Source organism: Paludisphaera soli (assembly GCF_011064595.1).
In the GTDB taxonomy this organism is placed as follows: domain Bacteria; phylum Planctomycetota; class Planctomycetia; order Isosphaerales; family Isosphaeraceae; genus Paludisphaera; species Paludisphaera soli.
Map to the genome: position 1 here is coordinate 39,700 of NZ_JAALJI010000027.1, position 14,989 is coordinate 54,688.

12 protein-coding genes are annotated in these 14,989 nt (G+C 70.9%); 5 read left to right on the forward strand and 7 right to left on the reverse strand.

Annotated features, from left to right (window positions below):
- Positions 1 to 16 precede the first annotated feature (16 nt).
- The gene (locus tag G6O68_RS25540; protein WP_165251496.1) at positions 17 to 2,272 is read right to left on the reverse strand and encodes a CRTAC1 family protein; all 2,256 of its coding nucleotides are present in this window, start codon (positions 2,270 to 2,272) and stop codon (positions 17 to 19) included.
- Between the two features lie 304 nt (positions 2,273 to 2,576).
- A complete protein-coding gene (locus G6O68_RS25545) occupies positions 2,577 to 3,023 on the reverse strand; it encodes a hypothetical protein (protein ID WP_165251497.1) in 447 nt (148 codons plus the stop codon).
- Between the two features lie 280 nt (positions 3,024 to 3,303).
- Between G6O68_RS25545 and G6O68_RS25550 the strand changes: the two genes are divergently transcribed.
- Positions 3,304 to 4,668, forward strand: coding sequence for a DUF1501 domain-containing protein (locus G6O68_RS25550; RefSeq protein ID WP_165251498.1), 1,365 nt, complete (start codon positions 3,304 to 3,306; stop codon positions 4,666 to 4,668).
- A gap of 30 nt (positions 4,669 to 4,698) precedes the next feature.
- Here G6O68_RS25550 and G6O68_RS25555 read toward each other — a convergent pair whose 3' ends face one another.
- The 4 genes from G6O68_RS25555 to G6O68_RS25570 all read right to left on the reverse strand — a co-directional run bounded on the left by G6O68_RS25555 (position 4,699) and on the right by G6O68_RS25570 (position 9,661).
- Complete coding sequence (locus tag G6O68_RS25555; RefSeq protein WP_165251499.1) at positions 4,699 to 5,178, reverse strand: hypothetical protein; 480 nt, start codon at positions 5,176 to 5,178, stop codon at positions 4,699 to 4,701.
- Positions 5,179 to 5,288: 110 nt separating this feature from the next.
- Positions 5,289 to 6,092: a hypothetical protein gene (locus G6O68_RS25560; RefSeq protein ID WP_165251500.1), complete on the reverse strand. Its 804-nt coding sequence runs from the start codon at positions 6,090 to 6,092 to the stop codon at positions 5,289 to 5,291.
- A gap of 80 nt (positions 6,093 to 6,172) precedes the next feature.
- Complete coding sequence (locus G6O68_RS25565) at positions 6,173 to 8,398, reverse strand: spermine/spermidine synthase domain-containing protein (RefSeq protein WP_165251501.1); 2,226 nt, start codon at positions 8,396 to 8,398, stop codon at positions 6,173 to 6,175.
- A gap of 243 nt (positions 8,399 to 8,641) precedes the next feature.
- Positions 8,642 to 9,661: a hypothetical protein gene (locus G6O68_RS25570; protein WP_165251502.1), complete on the reverse strand. Its 1,020-nt coding sequence runs from the start codon at positions 9,659 to 9,661 to the stop codon at positions 8,642 to 8,644.
- 197 nt (positions 9,662 to 9,858) lie between these two features.
- Here G6O68_RS25570 and G6O68_RS25575 point away from each other — a divergent pair, with 197 nt between their 5' ends.
- Positions 9,859 to 10,644: a helix-turn-helix transcriptional regulator gene (locus G6O68_RS25575; protein ID WP_165251503.1), complete on the forward strand. Its 786-nt coding sequence runs from the start codon at positions 9,859 to 9,861 to the stop codon at positions 10,642 to 10,644.
- A 267-nt stretch (positions 10,645 to 10,911) separates the two neighbouring features.
- Here the strand turns inward: G6O68_RS25575 and G6O68_RS25580 are convergent, their stop codons facing one another.
- Positions 10,912 to 11,553, reverse strand: coding sequence for a hypothetical protein (locus tag G6O68_RS25580; RefSeq protein WP_165251504.1), 642 nt, complete (start codon positions 11,551 to 11,553; stop codon positions 10,912 to 10,914).
- 393 nt (positions 11,554 to 11,946) lie between these two features.
- On the opposite strand from G6O68_RS25580, the gene G6O68_RS25585 reads away from it, so the two are divergent.
- From G6O68_RS25585 to G6O68_RS25595, 3 genes are all read left to right on the forward strand, one after another.
- On the forward strand, positions 11,947 to 12,993 hold the full coding sequence (locus G6O68_RS25585; RefSeq protein ID WP_165251505.1) for a hypothetical protein: 1,047 nt from the start codon (positions 11,947 to 11,949) through the stop codon (positions 12,991 to 12,993).
- Between the two features lie 23 nt (positions 12,994 to 13,016).
- Positions 13,017 to 13,460 (forward strand): hypothetical protein, encoded by a 444-nt coding sequence (locus G6O68_RS25590; protein WP_165251506.1) that lies wholly within the window; start codon positions 13,017 to 13,019, stop codon positions 13,458 to 13,460.
- Positions 13,461 to 13,580: 120 nt separating this feature from the next.
- The gene (locus G6O68_RS25595) at positions 13,581 to 14,978 is read left to right on the forward strand and encodes an MATE family efflux transporter (protein WP_165251507.1); all 1,398 of its coding nucleotides are present in this window, start codon (positions 13,581 to 13,583) and stop codon (positions 14,976 to 14,978) included.
- Positions 14,979 to 14,989: the final 11 nt, after the last annotated feature.

Below are 14,989 nucleotides of genomic sequence, written 5' to 3' on the forward strand. Positions count from 1 at the left end.
CGCCCCGTTCAACGGGTCACCGCGCAGGGCCTGCGCCGTCCAACGTTCGATAGTCGGGCGCGAACTCGACGACCTCGATCCTCCGCCCGGCGGGGACGTCGCGGAAGGTCTGCACGCAGCCGGAGGCCGGCCAGCGGACCTCGATCAGGGCGGCCGACTCGGCGTCGCCGAGGCCGACGGTCTGCTCCAGGGCGTTCGCCCCGAAGCTGCTCCCCGAGCCGACGGTCCGGTGGATCGTCCGAGGGTTCGGGCCGCCGGTCGTCACCTTGATCCGCGCGCCCAGGGCGGCGCGGTTGGACTTCTCGCCGACCAGCTTCATCGTCAGCGAGCGCCGGCCCTGGCCCGGGTTGCGGAAGAGGACGTTGTGGTAGCGATCGCCGTCGACCGCCCCGCCCACCTGGACGAAGAGGTCGACGTCGCCGTCCCGGTCGTAGTCGCCGCAGGCGACGGCGTGGCCCTTCTGAAGGTGCCCCACGCCGGCCGACGCGGTGATCTCGGCGAACCGCTTCCCGTCGACGTTCTTGAACATCCGGTTCGGGATCAGGGTCGCGAAGCTGGGCTCGCCGGTCCCCAGGTAGAAGTCCAGGAAGCCGTCGTTGTCGAAGTCGGCGAAGTTGCTCCCCATCGCGGCGTAGCAGCCGTCGAGCCCGGCCGCCTTCGTCTGGTCGACGAACCTCCCCCCGTCGTTCCGATACAGCCGGTTCGGATATCGCGAGTGGGGTCGGCCGATCAGCCCCTTGACCACGTCCCCCAGCGAACGGTCGTAGCAGGTGGCGAAGACGTCTTCCCAGCCGTCGTTGTCGTAATCGAACGCCCAGCACGAGAAGCCGGTCATCGGCCCCCGGACCCCCATGGCCTCGGTCGCCTCGACGAACGTCCCGCCGTCGTTGCGGTAGGCCGCCGAGAGGCCGTTCAGGTAGTTCACGAAGAGGTCCGGGTCGCCGTCGTTGTCGAAGTCGGCCCAGCAGGCGCCCTTGCAGAAGACCCGGCCCGAGCCCAACAGGCCGACCGATCCGGCCACGTCCTCGAACGTCCCGTCGCCGTTGTTGCGGTAGAGCCGGTTCTCCAGCCGCTCCTCGCAGACGAACAGGTCCACGTCGCCGTCGTTGTCGTAGTCGACCCAGGAGGCCGAGTTGGAATTCATCGGCGCGGCCAGCCCGGCGCGGTCGGTCACGTCTTCGAAGACGCCGCCCCCCGTGTTCCGCATCAGCGAAGGCCGCATGGGATGCCGGAGCCAGGCGCCCCGGGGGATGAAGACGTCCATGAGGCCGTCATTGTCGTAGTCGGCCTGGACGCAGTAGAGGCCGCCGAACTGCGCCTGCAGGCCGGCCGCCCCGCTCCGGTCGTCGAACGTGCCGTCGCCGTTGTTGTGGTAGAAGCCGGCGGCCTGCTTCGGGTCGAACGAGGTCACGAAGAGGTCGAGCAGCCCGTCGCCGTCGAAGTCCTCCATCACGGCCCCGCCGGCCTGGTCGAGGCGGTTGACCCCCGCGTCGGCCCCGACGTCGCGGAACCGGCCGATGTCGAACTCGGACTTCATGTAGGGGGAGAGGTCCAGGACGAACCGGGGATCGACCTGGTCGGGGTACTGGCCCAGCGTCATGTGGGCCAGGTTCAGCAGCCAGGCGGCCTCCAGGTCGTCCGGGAACCGCTCCAGCAGGTCGGTGAAGTAACCGATCGCGGCCGTCGAGCCGGCGGGCTTCACGTGCCTCGCCGACTCGGCGATCGGCAGGATGCACGAGCTGTCGCCGCGGCACATGATGCAGTTGTCGTTCTCGCCCTGACGGAGCGCCGTGACCCCCTGGAAGTAGGTCACGCTGGAGAGGTGGCGCACGGCCAAGGCGTCCTCCCGGTCGGTCAGCGCGCGGGCCTTCTCCAGGTCCCCGGCGGCGGCCTTCGGATCCCCTTCGGCGTGCCGGAGCATGGCCCGGGCGACGTAGTGGGGGATCAGCGAGCCGAGCGGGACCGCCCCCGACGCCTCGTGCCGCTCCATCGCCTTCACGGCCCGCTCGCCGACGCCGAGCCAGCGCTCGCGGATCTCCGCCGGCCCGGCCGCCGCGTCCCACGGCTCCACGGAGGAGACGATCATCGAGAAGCCGCTCGTGTCCAGCGGCGCCCTCCTCTGATAGGGGAGCGGGCGATCCACCAGCGGGCGGACCTCGGGGCCCGGCATGAAGAACCTCACCCCCGCCCCGATCGTCCCGGCCGCCGCCAGCCCCACGAACAACGTCGCGCCGACGCCCTTCCGCCGGCGACCCTTCTTCACGTCTTGCATCCCTCGCCCTCCGGTTCGCGATCCAGTTATTCTTGTTCGACCACACGCTTGAATCTCCGGTTTCCGCCGGCTCGGCGCGGACGGCGAACGTCCCGCGGCGGGGCGATCCCCGCGCGGTCGCGTCGAGTCGGTCTGACGTCGCATCGGATCGGTCGTCGATCGGCGCGGACCGGGGGCGTCGCCCCTGCGGAGGGGACGGGCCGGGGCCGCGCGCCGAGGCGGCGCGAACTCGGGGACGTGCGGGCCCGGCGCGGCGGCGCGCGACCTCAGGGCGAGGGCGGCCGGGCGTCGGGACCGATCGGGATCAGGCGGCCGGGCGTCGCGGAGGGCGTTCGACGTCGGTCGCCCCGGACACGGGACGCGGCGACTCGCCCGGGATGCGGGCGAGGAAGCGTCCCCGCGGGTCGACGGGGAGGGGGGAGGTCAGGCGGCACCACAGCTCGCGCCAGGGGCCGGGGGCGGCGAGCGGAGCGGCCAGCGGGACGCCGGGCCCCTCCGAGCACGAGGGCCCGGAGCAGGGGGGGAGGCGTCTCGGCGGGGCCGCGTCCGATCCCGGGTCGACGGGCGTCTCGATGTCGCCCGAAAGCTCGCCGAGGGCTCCCAACCCGAGCGACCGAAACCGCTCGAAGGCGTGGCCGCGCGTCGCGCAGCCGGCCCGGGCCGACCCCGGCGCGAGCGCGACCAGGGCGGCGAGCGCGAGGAGCGCCGCCGGCCAGGGGGCCGTCGCGAGTGAGCGGCGAGTTCGGTTCATATCGGCTCGACGCCGGGTCCAAAAGCCCCGAGATCGGGGCCGCGCCTACGATTGGAGACGCCATGATGATACGATCCGACCACCCACATTCAAGAAGGAAGGCCCCGCGATCGGACGTTTCGCACCAGGCCCCCCTCGCGCGACGCCGGCCGCCCCGGAAACCCTCCGCAATCGCGAGCGACGCCCCACGCCGGCGCTCCCCCTTGCCTCGCGTCGGGCGGCGGGCTACACTCTTGTTGAACATTTTTCCGACACGGGATCCCGCGCGAGGCGAACGGACATGCTGAAACTCTGGGGGCCGGGCGGCGGCGGGCGATATTGCGACGGGGTCTCGCGGCGGGCCTTCATGCAGGTCGGCGGCCTGGCGATGGGGGGGCTGTCGCTCCCGGGGCTGCTCCAGGCCCAGGCGCGCGGGGCCTCGCCCAGCCTGGGGTCGGCGTCCGGGTCGGCGGGGAACCCGAAGTCGGTCATCATGATCTACCTGAGCGGCGGCATCGCCCATCAGGACACGGTCGACCCCAAGCCCGACGCCCCCGACGGCGTGCGCGGCGAGTTCAAGCCGATCGCCACCAGCGTGCCGGGCGTCTTCCTGAGCGAGACCATGCCCCGCACCGCCGCGATCATGGACAAGATCGCGGTCATCCGTTCGCTCGTCGGCCAGCTCGACGAGCACTCCAGCTTCCACTGCATGACCGGCTTCCCCATGGGGGTCGCCCAGCGCGAGGGGAAGCCGCACTTCGGCTCGGTCATCTCCCGCGTCCACGGGCCGGTGAACTCGGTCGTGCCGCCGTTCGTGGACCTGGCCCCGGTGATGCAGCATCGTCCGTACAACACGCCCGGCGCCGGCATGCTCGGCCAGCCGTTCAAGGGCGCGCGGATGGAAGGGGACGACCTGGCGCTCCTGAGCCCGCCGAAGGAAGTCGCCCCGGAGCGGTTCGCCGGCCGTCGCGACCTGCTCGGCCAGTTCGACGCCTTCCGCCGGTCGGTCGACGGCGCGGCGGTCGACGGCATGGGCTCCTGCTACAAGCAGGCGTTCGACGTGCTCACGTCCGACGCTTTGGCGAAGGCCCTGGACGTCGAGCGCGAGTCGCCGTCCCTGCGCGCCCGCTACGGGATGGGGACGTCCAAGCCCCTGGGCGACGCCGGCCCGATGTGGAACGACCAGTTCCTCGTCGCCCGCCGGCTGGTCGAGGCCGGGGCTCGCTGCGTCACCCTCTCATACGGCTTCTGGGACACCCACGGCGACAACTTCGGCCACATGCGCCGGGTCATGCCGCTGTTCGACCAGGGGGTCTCGGCCCTCGTCGAGGACCTCCACCAGCGCGGCATGGATCAGGACTGCACCGTGGTCGTCTGGGGCGAGTTCGGCCGCACGCCGAAGATCAACGCCACCGCCGGCCGCGACCACTGGGCGCCGGTGAACTCCGCCATCCTCGCCGGCGGCGGCATGAAGGTCGGCCAGGTGATCGGCTCCACCGACAAGCTCGGCGGCCACGCCGCCAGCCGCCCCGTCCACTTCCGGGACGTCCTGGCCACCGTCTACCACAACATGGGCATCGACCCCCACGCCTTCCTCTACGACAAGTCCGACCGCCCCAACCTCATCCTCCCCGCCGAGAACGAGCCGATCGCCGAGCTGATCTGACCCTGGGCGACCCCGAAGGCGCGCGAGGGCTCAGCCGGCCTCGCCGGCGCCGACGTCCGCAGCACGGCGGGCCTCGCGGTGCCTTCGCCGTTCGAATCGCCCCGACCCGAGGACGTGCCACGCCGTCACGAGCGTGACGACGAAGAACGGGATGACGAAGATGTTCCCGGCCGTCTCGGGGATCAGCCCCATCGCGACGATGCCGGCGAAGGGCCAGATCCCGCCCCCGCGGGCCAGCCTCAAGCGTCGGGCGTGGTCGGGGTCCGGGCCGAGGTTCCACAGGGCGCCGCACCAGCACAGGAAGGCCATCGCCGCCAGGGCGACGAGGGCGGCGCCCAGGAGCCTCCCCGGGGTCCCGACCTTGGAATTCGCCAAGGACGACCACGCCGAGGAGGCGAACAGGGCGACCAATCCGGCGGCCGTCAGCAGCGACGACGGGAGGCCGAGCCGCCCCAGCCGGGCGAGCCATACCTCGTAGCGATCCTCCGCTCGCGCCGTCTCGTCGGACATGCCTCGCCCCCGCATCCGGTCCACCGGGCCGCATCCCGTCACGCCCATGGTATCCGAGCGGAGGCCCGCCTCGCTCCGAATTCTCAGTCGGACGAAAGACGGGCCCGGGCTCAATCGAGGAACGCGACGTTCCGCATCGCCTTCGCCTGGGTCTCGGTGTTCATGAGGACCCGATGCCAGCCGTGGAGGACGATCGTCTTGTGGTCGGCGTGGCGGACGCTCCCCCGGACGTAGACGCCCGGGTTGCGCCTCATGACCTGCCATCCCCACTTCGAAGCCTTGGGGTTTCCGGCCAGGACCCGGCGGTATTCCGACGCCGTGAGGCCGTTGGGATGCCGGCGGCAGACGTGGACCGTCTCGCCCCCCGTCCGGTAGCAGTGCTCCATCCAGTGCGGCTTCCCGGCCCCTCGACGGAGGGGCTCGTTGCGGAGGACGAGCGACTCGTCCACGCGAAGCTCCGGCGCGGGGAGGAAGAACCACTCCCCCTGGCGGCGGTAGGCCGCGTTCTTGCGACGGTTGCGGGCCTCGGCCCGGAGCCCCCGCCGGCCCTGGGCGATCCGGACCTCGTCGGGCTTGAGCGCCTCCTTCGCCTGGCGGACGGTCCCCACCGGCGCGGCCTCGGGGATGGCGGCGACGAACCAGTGCCGCTCGTCGTGGCCGCAGAGGAACTTCTGCTTCTCGCCGCCGTCCCGCACCAGCAGGAGCAGGTGGCGGTCGGCGGGCTGGACGTCGAGCACGGCGACCTCGGGGTCGACCTCCGACCGGACCGTCGCCTCGAAATACTCCCCGTCCCGGTCCTCCCGGATGTCGAGCGACAGGACGCCCCCGCCGCCCCGGGTCCGTGCCGAAGGCCCGCCCACCTTCAACCGGGCGCCGATGCGCGCGAACTTGTCGAGCAGGTTCGATTCATTCATCTTGATGCCTCCTTGACGTGGGAGACATCCGGAGCCGGCGAATGGTTCGCGGTCGGATCGGGGCGATCGCCGAGGCGGCGTCAGGTCCTCGGCCGAAACGCGGCCGAGAGCAGGTAGTAGGCGACGGCCACCAGCAGGAGCCGGTCGAAGCCCAGGACCAGGGAGAGGTTCTCGCTGAGGCCGCCGAGGATCACGCCGGCGACGTTCGATCCGAAGTCGATGTCGGGCCGCTGGCTGTCGCGGAAGGCCGTGGCGAAGATCACGCCGGCGAAGAAGACCGGCAGGAAGACCACCAGGCACGACGCGATCGTCCGGGTCGCGACCGGCAGGGCCAGGAACGTCGCCATCGGCACCATGGCGTTCACCAGGAGCGCCGCGACGAGCAGCGCGTAATACGGCGCGAGCCGCTTCGGCCGGACGGTCAGGACGTAGAGGTTGCTCGCCAGGATCATCACCAGGATCGCGGCGAAGACCACCGAGTTCACGACCCAGGTCGCGCCGAAGAGCAACGCCATGTGGACGACGGCCTTGGTCTCCAGCAGCATGAACCCCGCGCCCAGGAAGAACATCAGGCCGTTGGGGCGGGCGCGTCGCACCGGGGCCATAACCGCCAGCAGGGCCAGCGAGAGCGTCCCCACCACCGCCGCCCCTCGCCACGTCAGCGCGGGGATCGTGGCCGTGCGCAGGTAGAGGAACGGCCAGTCGTCGCTGGGGGTCAGTTCCCCGGGCGTCGTCTCGACCCGCGCCGGGCCGATCCGGTGGAACGGCGGCGCGCCGGGGATGAGGGGCGGGGCGGCCGCGTAGCCGTCGAGGCCCGCGTTGATGCGGGGCTGGGGGCTGATCCAGAACGCGCGGTCCTTCGCCAGGCGGTCGCGGATCGCCTTGACCGTCGCCGAGTCGGGGTCGCCGGCGATCAGGAAGGTGATGTGGTCGCGCTGGTCGTCCTCGGGCGTGATCGTCTCCTGGAAGGGGAGCGAGAAGACCAGGGGAGGGGCCCCGAAGACCTTCTCGGCCAGGCCCGCGAGGCGGCTCACCACCCAACCTCGGCGGTAGTAGTTGTACATGACGAAGACGCCGCCGGGCTTGAGCTTGGACTTCACGTCGCGGAACGCCTGCTCGGTGAACAGGAAGCTCTCCAGCCGGACGCTGGAGTAGCCCGAGTGCAGGGCCAGCGAGTCGACCACGGCGTAGGAGATCAGGTCGTACTTCCGCTCGGTCCGGCGGACGAAGCTGCGGCCGTCGTCCAGGTGGATCGTCACGCGCGGGTCCGAATACGGCCGATCCGGGTGATGCAGCCGACCCAGGCCGTTGATGACCGGGTCGATCTCCACCGCGTCGACGTGCGAGGCCCCCTGCGCCAGCGCCGCGGCGACGTCGTTGCCCGAGCCGGCGCCGACGATCAGGACGTCCTCGAACGGCTTGCCGCCGGCGTCGCGGTTCATCAGGTGGGGGAGCATGTAGGCCGGGCCCCCCAGGCCCATCGGCAGCATCCCCTGGAAGCCCAGGTTGTTCACGTCGATCGATTTATAGCGCGGCTTGTATTTCACCTGATAATACGGCGACCACGTCACCTCGGTCTCCACCCCCTGCATGTCGCGGGGCCAGTCGGCCAGCCAGACCGTCCCGAGCGCCGCCGCGGCCAGGACGAGCTGCGTCTTCCGCCATCGCTTCGTGAACGTCCAGGCGATCGCCATCGCCACGGCGAACCAGGCCACGGCCGGCGCCCTCAGATACGAGAGGAGCCCGAAGCTGACGATCCCGGCCAGGCTCCCCAGGATGTCGACCGTGTACGCGACCACGCGGTCGCCGATCGCGTCCAGCCGACGGCCCAACTCCTGCCCCGGCCCGGTGAACATCAGGGCGATCAGCAGGAAGAAGAGCCCGGCCACGGCCTCCATGGGAACCACGAACCGCGAGGGGTCCTTGATCCGCGCGTCGGTGCCGAAGTAGATGAGCTGCGGCGACTGCTGGTCCCCCACGTCGACCATCACCTGGCTGAAGTGGCCGTAGGCCCAGAGCGTCCCCACCGCCGCGGCCGTCGCCGCCAGGGTCAGCGGGATCAGGGCGTCCATCAGCCGGACCTTCCGGCTCGCCGCCAGGCAGCCGACCGAGATCCCCAGGAACGACGCCATCAGGACGATGTTCGTGAAGAACGTCAGGAAGACGACCGAGCTGCCGAACCAGCGGATGCAGGCCAGCTCCAGGAACAGGACGAGGAAGCTGATCGCGAAAAGCTCGGCGATCGCGCGCCGGGAGCGGCCCTCGCCCTCGACGGGGACGGGAGCCGAAGATGTGGGGCTGGACACGGATCCTCCGCCCGGCGTCCCCGGGCTCGTCGCGGCTGGAATCGCCGAGGCGCCCGCCCCGACCGAAGGTTGAATTCCAGCCGATCGACGCCCCCGGATCAAGCCCCCGGAGGGGGTGCCGGCCCCGATCGCCCGCTCGGCTTCCGCCGCGATCCGGCGTTCGCGGGACGCCTCGACCTCGGGGCGATCGGTTCGGCAAGCACTCGGGCCCTGTGTGAGGGTCGGGGTGGGGCCCGTCGACGCTCAGGCGGCGAGGGAGCGACGCCGATCCCTTCGCCGAGAAAGGCCCGCCAACCCCGCCAGTCCCGCCAGGCCGAGGGCGGCCGACACCAGGCCGGCCGGCTCGGGCACGGCGGCAACGCGGAACCCGGACGCGAAGCTGACCTGATCGCTCACCGACCGGCCGTCCGCCAGGCGGACGTCGGTCAGACGGATGGTGCTGCCGAAGTCGGCGAGCCCGGAGCCGCCGGCGTAGCTGTAGGTCGAGGCGACGGCGAAGATGTTGAGCCGATGGGCCCCGAGCGACGCCATGTAAGGGACCTGCACGATGGTCTCCCATGAGACCGAGACGAAGTCCGGTCCGGACTCGTGGATCACGAAATCGTCGAGGCGCCAGGGGTCGAGGCGCGTGGTGCGGCCGAGCACCCATCCCCCATCCTCCTCGACGAGGTCGGTCGAGTCATACCTCGCGAGGGAGGCGACGGCGAAGCGCGTGATCGGGATGCTCGCCGAATTGCCGAAGGGATCGGTCTCATAGACGCCGGAATCCTCGTTTCCGTGGAGGCGGCCGATTTGCATGACGGAACGGGCCGACGAGCGCCACGGCTCGCCGGGGCTGGTTCGAATGACGCCGTCCACGCGGAGGACGAGGTAGAGGTCGTCTCGCGCGGTGCCCGCCGCCGGGTCCAGGGTGATGTCGTCGACCCACTGCCCGAAGGCCATGCTGCTCGCCTCGGGGGCTCCCGCCGTGGCCGTGGAGGTCGAGGTATTCAGGTGGATGCCACCGCCCGACCCCAGGTTCACCGTCGCGGACGATCCGGCCCGGACCTTGAAGTCCACCGCTTCGCCGCCGATCTGGTCCGAGGCGGAGGCCCAGCCCGATCCCGTGTCGCCGACCACGAACTTCGGGTGCTGCCCGTTATCGTAAATGCCGTCCCCGTAGGCCCAGGCGCTGGCGTGGAGTTCGCCCGCATGGGCGGCGGAGGCGGCGACGAGGCCTAGTGTGACGGCGAACGAGCCTGCTCTGAGAACGGATCGGTGCATAACCTACCTCTTGGTTTGGGTGCCTGCCCCTCTCGGTGCCGGATCTCGCGATCCACGGCCGAATCCGGGAGAACGGGATCCTAGTGTGTATGCAAGGATGGCCGCACTCCCTAGAGTTGGGGGGTCGATGAAGATTCCCCATCTCGGAGCTCGCCATGGCCGACTCGGCGCGATTGAGGGTCGAGGACACACGGGCGGTGGTCCGTCTGGTCGGGGAGTGCCGCGATCTCGGGGACGATCGGCTGGCCTGGAGGGGCCGGCTGACCGAAGGGATCGCGAAGATGATCGACGCCGACCTCGTCTTCTCGGGAGAGGTGGCGGGCTGCGTGGCCTTACGCCCCCGCGGCCTGGGGTCCGTGGAGTGGGGCTGGGAGAACGGATTCGACCGCGAGTTCTTCGGGCGGCAGACGGCGATCATGCTGGAGGACCCGGGCTACTACCCGACGATGAACCTGTACTTCGCCCGCTTCGCGAGCGACGACGGAGTCTGCCTCTCGCGGAGGCAGTTGCTGAAGGACCGGGCCTGGTATGCGTCGGACGATTATCAGCGGGTCCATCGGGGCCTGGGCATCGACCACATGCTCTGGTGCTTCAGCGAGCTGAAGAGGTCGGCGGCCTCCGATGTGAGCGCCGGGGTGGTCGTGAACCGGGCGAGGGGCCGCCGCGACTTCAAGGCGCGCGAGCGGCTGCTGGTGCGCGAGACGCACGCGGCGGTGGCCCGGCACATCGGCGGGGCGCTCGCGGGCCACGAGGACGTCTCGGCTCGCGCGTTGCCCCCGAGGGCTCGGCAGGTCCTGGCCTGCCTCCTCCAGGGGGACACCGACAAGCAGGTCGCGGCCAGGCTGCGGCTGAGCGTCCTGACGGTGAACAGCTACACGAAGGCCGTCTATCGCCACTTCGGCGTGAGGGGCCGGGCCGAGCTGATGGCCCGCTGGATCCGCCGCGGCTGGGGAGCCGGCTTCTCCTGGGACGAAGAACCCTAGGCGGCCGGGGGTCGACGCCCTGTAGCTCGACCAAGCGGTCGGCGATCGTCCGGACGGATGGCCCGGCCTTTGGGAGCCGGGGGGCAAGCCTGGCCGTCCGGATCGGCATGCCGCCGCGTCGATCGGGATGATCTACTCCTCGTCGTCGTCGGCCCCGTGACGGCTCGTCGGTCAGTCCTCGGTCGTCACCCGCCGACGCCTCGCCATGTCACGCCTCCCGGCGAACCAGGACGGCGACCAGCCGCCGGGATTCGTCGCGTCCGCCCCCTAGGCTTCCAGGGACGCCGCGCCCCCGCCTCGGCGGGCTCGGTAGTTCTCGATCTCCCGGCGGTTGGCGGCGGCGGTCGCGCGGATCGCGAGGATCGTCAGGGCCGCCCCGCGGGTGCCGACCGGGACGGCGAAGGCCACGAAGACCGAGCGGAGCCCCTGGGACGACGCCTGGCCGGCCCAGGCCGTCATGTTCATCAGGCCGAGCATGAGGATCATGAAGGCCGCGACCCCGACCCCGCGCGCGTTCCCGGCGAGGGTCAGGAGCCAAGTCAACGCCAGCACGAGCATCAGGCCGTAAACGCAGGCGATCCCCAGGGCGAGGTCCAGCCGATGCGCGAACAAGGGCGCCAACTCTCGGCCCTGGAGCATCGCGATCAGGAAGATCGGCGCGACGAGCCGGCCCCCGGAGGCCCCCCCAGGTTCCGGATTGATCGCGAGCCACGCGAGCAACGGCCCCACGATCAGGTACGCCGACATCGCGACCGCGACGATCGCCAGCACGAGGCCGTCGGGGATCCATGAGGCGAGGCATCCCTCGATCCAGGCGTCCAGGAGCCCGTGCGCCCCGATCCCGATCGTGGCGAAGATCCCGAACAGCATGAAAGCCCGGCGTGGGATGGGGGCGGCCTTCTCGGACATCGGGAACCTCCTCGTCGATCGCGTCCGGTTCAGCGGCCCGACGCGTCGGGGCTATTCGGGGCCTCCACGATATCGCGGATCCCCGCCTCGATCGAACGGAAAAGCCGAGTCGCAACAGGTCCCCTTGCCGGGCGGCGGGCGAACCTGACAGGCTATTGGGACGTCGGAACGTCGGTGGCTTCGAGGACTCGTCCGCGGCAGGGATGCATGGATCGTCTTCAGAGGGGCCTGCTGCGGCAGGGGATGCGGCTGGAGCTGGGGCCGATGCTGCGGCTGGGGGGGCCGGGCCCTCCCGCCCCGCCGTCGTGTCGACCTATCATTGCAGCTGTGCTCCGGTCACAGTGGCATATCGGCCGCTCGGAGAGGGAGGAAGAGTCTTGGAGGAGGCTGGATTTGCCTACTGACATCGTCCGGCGAAGCTCGTCCGTCCTGCGAACCACCAAGGCCAAGGACCTCTTCCGAGCGGTCGCCAAGGCTCTCGGCAAGGCCGAATACATGGGTGCGTACGGGGTCGAGACGATGGCCATGCACCGCATCCTGCGCGACGCGCCGCCGGGATACGGCGACCTCGGTCCTTACCGACGGGTCCGCCAGGTGCACACGACCCGCGACTTCGGGGGCGACCCGAAGGCGCGAGTTCCGTTCGTCGACGCCTGCATCCGGCTGGGGTCGGAGAGGACCCGCATGCTCGTCCGCACGCGGGGCGTCGAGCGGGGTACCGAAGGCGAGCCCGACCTGACGGTGACGGCCGGCTGGGCCACGCTCGACCACACGGCCGGCCCGCTGGGGGTGGCGACGGCCGCGCCCATGTGCGAGGTCGATATCGACGAGAGATCCCCCGGCTACCTCGACAGGGCCTATCGCCGCGACCTGTTCGCGGCGGCCGCCGAGGCGATGGGGCATCCCGACGCCCTGAGGCTGGAGCTGGCCGACGGGTCGCTGACGGTCTCAGCGGCGGAAGGCTGGCGCGTCCTGCTCGATCGGGCCGACCTCGGGGACCGCAACCCCTGCGGGGTCTGCCTCTTCGGCTTCGAGGACGTCCGCGCCGCCATGACGGCCGGCGATCGCGTCGTCGACCGACTGTTCAAGAAGGTGCGCCGGAGCAGCCTGACGGTCGTCACCTCGGAGGAGGAGGTCTACGAGTCGCTCCGCGGCGCGCTCGGCGAGCTGGCCGAGGGGTGGGAGGTCACCGTGGTCGGCAACCTGACGGAGGAGGCGGCCGCGGTGCTCGCCGGCCGCGACCCGGGCCAAGGTGCCTCGCCCTCCCGCCTGCCGGCCCTGGTCTGGGCCAAGGAAGGGGCCGGCGCGGGATTCGTCGTCGGCGAGTTGGTTGCGGTCGAGAGGGGATACGCCTTGGAGTTGGCGTCGCAGGATCTCCCGCCCGAGCGGCTGGACGCCGCCATCAAGGCCGTCGAGGCGACGCCCGCCAAGAAATCTTAACGCGGATCAAGGACCTCCGGCCCATGGCACGCGCGGCCGGTAGCGAAGAGGAGACGGTCACGAGCCTGGAAGTCGCCGACTCGATCGACATGATCACTAGAGGCCAGGACGGGCGGCTCAATCTGGTCGTCGTCGATTCGGGGTTGACCGTCGACGAGGACGATCTTCGTTCGTCGCTATTGGAAAAACTTCGAGGCTACGCTCGATACTGCCAGGACGATTCGTTTTCCGATCAATACCCGGGCGTATCGATCGCCGAGGTCCAGATTCTAGACTCGAACGAGATGTCGCCCTGGATCGAGAGGGGGCTCCTCGTGGACGAGTATCTCGAAGCGACGCCGATCGTCGATTGGGACGACGCGGAGGTGCTCGCCCTCGCGCGGGCGCTGGCAAGCGCCGGGTGGCACGGGTTATCAGAACCCGTTCCACACAAGGCACTTCCGTCCAGTCGCGGTGGCGTCGAATGAGGAATCTCGGAAAAAACGCGGTTCCGCCAGCTCCCCTTGCCGGAAGGGCGGCGAACCTGACAGGCTGTTGCGGCGTCGAAGCGTCGGGATCGGCAGGGGACTCGTCCGCGGAAGGGATGCATGGATCGTCTTCAGAGGGGCCTGCTGCGGCAGGGGATGCGGCTGGAGCTGGGGCCGATGCTCCGGCTGGCGGGGCCGGTGGTGGCGGCGGAGCTGGGCTGGATGGCGATGGGCGTGGTCGACACGATCGTCGTCGGCCGGCTCGGGGCCGAGGCCATCGGCGCGGTCAGCCTGGGGAACGCGCTCTACTTCGCCGTGGCGATCTTCGGCATGGGGCTGTTGCTGGGGCTCGACGCCCTGGTCTCGCAGGCCTACGGCGCGGGGGACCTGCACGAGTGCCACGACTGGCTGGTGCAGGGCCTGTACCTGGCGGCGATCGTCTGCCCGCCGGCCATGCTCGTGATGTGGGCCGTCGACCCGCTCTCGGACCACCTGGGGCTCAACCCCGAGGTCCTGGCGGGGGCCAAGCCCTATCTCCGGGCGGTGATCTGGGGGACGCCTCCCCTCTTCCTCTACGCGGCCTTCCGGCGGTACTTGCAGGGGATGGGGCTGGTGAAGCCGGTGATGGCCGCCCTGCTGTCGGCGAACCTCGTCAACGGGCTTATGAACTGGGTGCTGATCTACGGCAAGCTCGGCGCGCCGGCGATGGGGGTGGCGGGGTCGGGCTGGGCGACGACGCTCGCGCGGATCTACATGGCGGGGTTCCTGGTCGCGTACGCGCTCTGGAACGACGCGCGGAGCGGCTCGGGCCTGATCCGGACGAGCCTCGCGCCGAGGCTGGCGACGATCCGCCGGCTGGTCGGGATCGGCCTGCCGGCGGCGACGCACATCCTGCTGGAGGTCGGCGTCTTCGCCCTGGCGACGACCCTCGCGGGGAAGCTCGACGCGGCGTCGCTGGCGGCGCACCACATCGTCCTGGAGATGGCCAGCGTGACGTTCATGATCCCGCTGGGGCTGGCCTCGGCGGGGGCGATCCGCGTCGGCCAGGCCATCGGCCGGGGCGAGCCGGCGGCGGCCGGACGCGCGGGGTGGACGGCCCTGGCGCTCGGCGCCGCGTTCATGACGACGGCCGGGCTGACGCTGGTGACATTCCCCGGCCCGCTGATCGGCCTGTTCACGGACGACCCGAGGGTGGTCGCGACGGCCTCCGGCCTGGTGCTCGTCGCGGCGGCCTTCCAGCTCTTCGACGGCCTCCAGGGGGTCGCCACCGGCGCGCTCCGGGGGGCGGGGGACACCCGCACGGCGATGCTCTGGACCCTGGTCTGCTACTGGTTCGTCGGCCTGCCGCTGGGCTGGTCCCTGACCTTCCAGGCCGGCCGGGGGGTGATCGGCCTCTGGATCGGCCTGGCCGCCGGCCTGTTCGTCGCCGGCCTCGCCCTCCTCAACGCCTGGCGCCGCCGCGCCGACGCCCTCATGCGCGGCGAGTTCACCCTGGCCGGCGCGGGCGTGGGGCACTGACGCGCCACGAC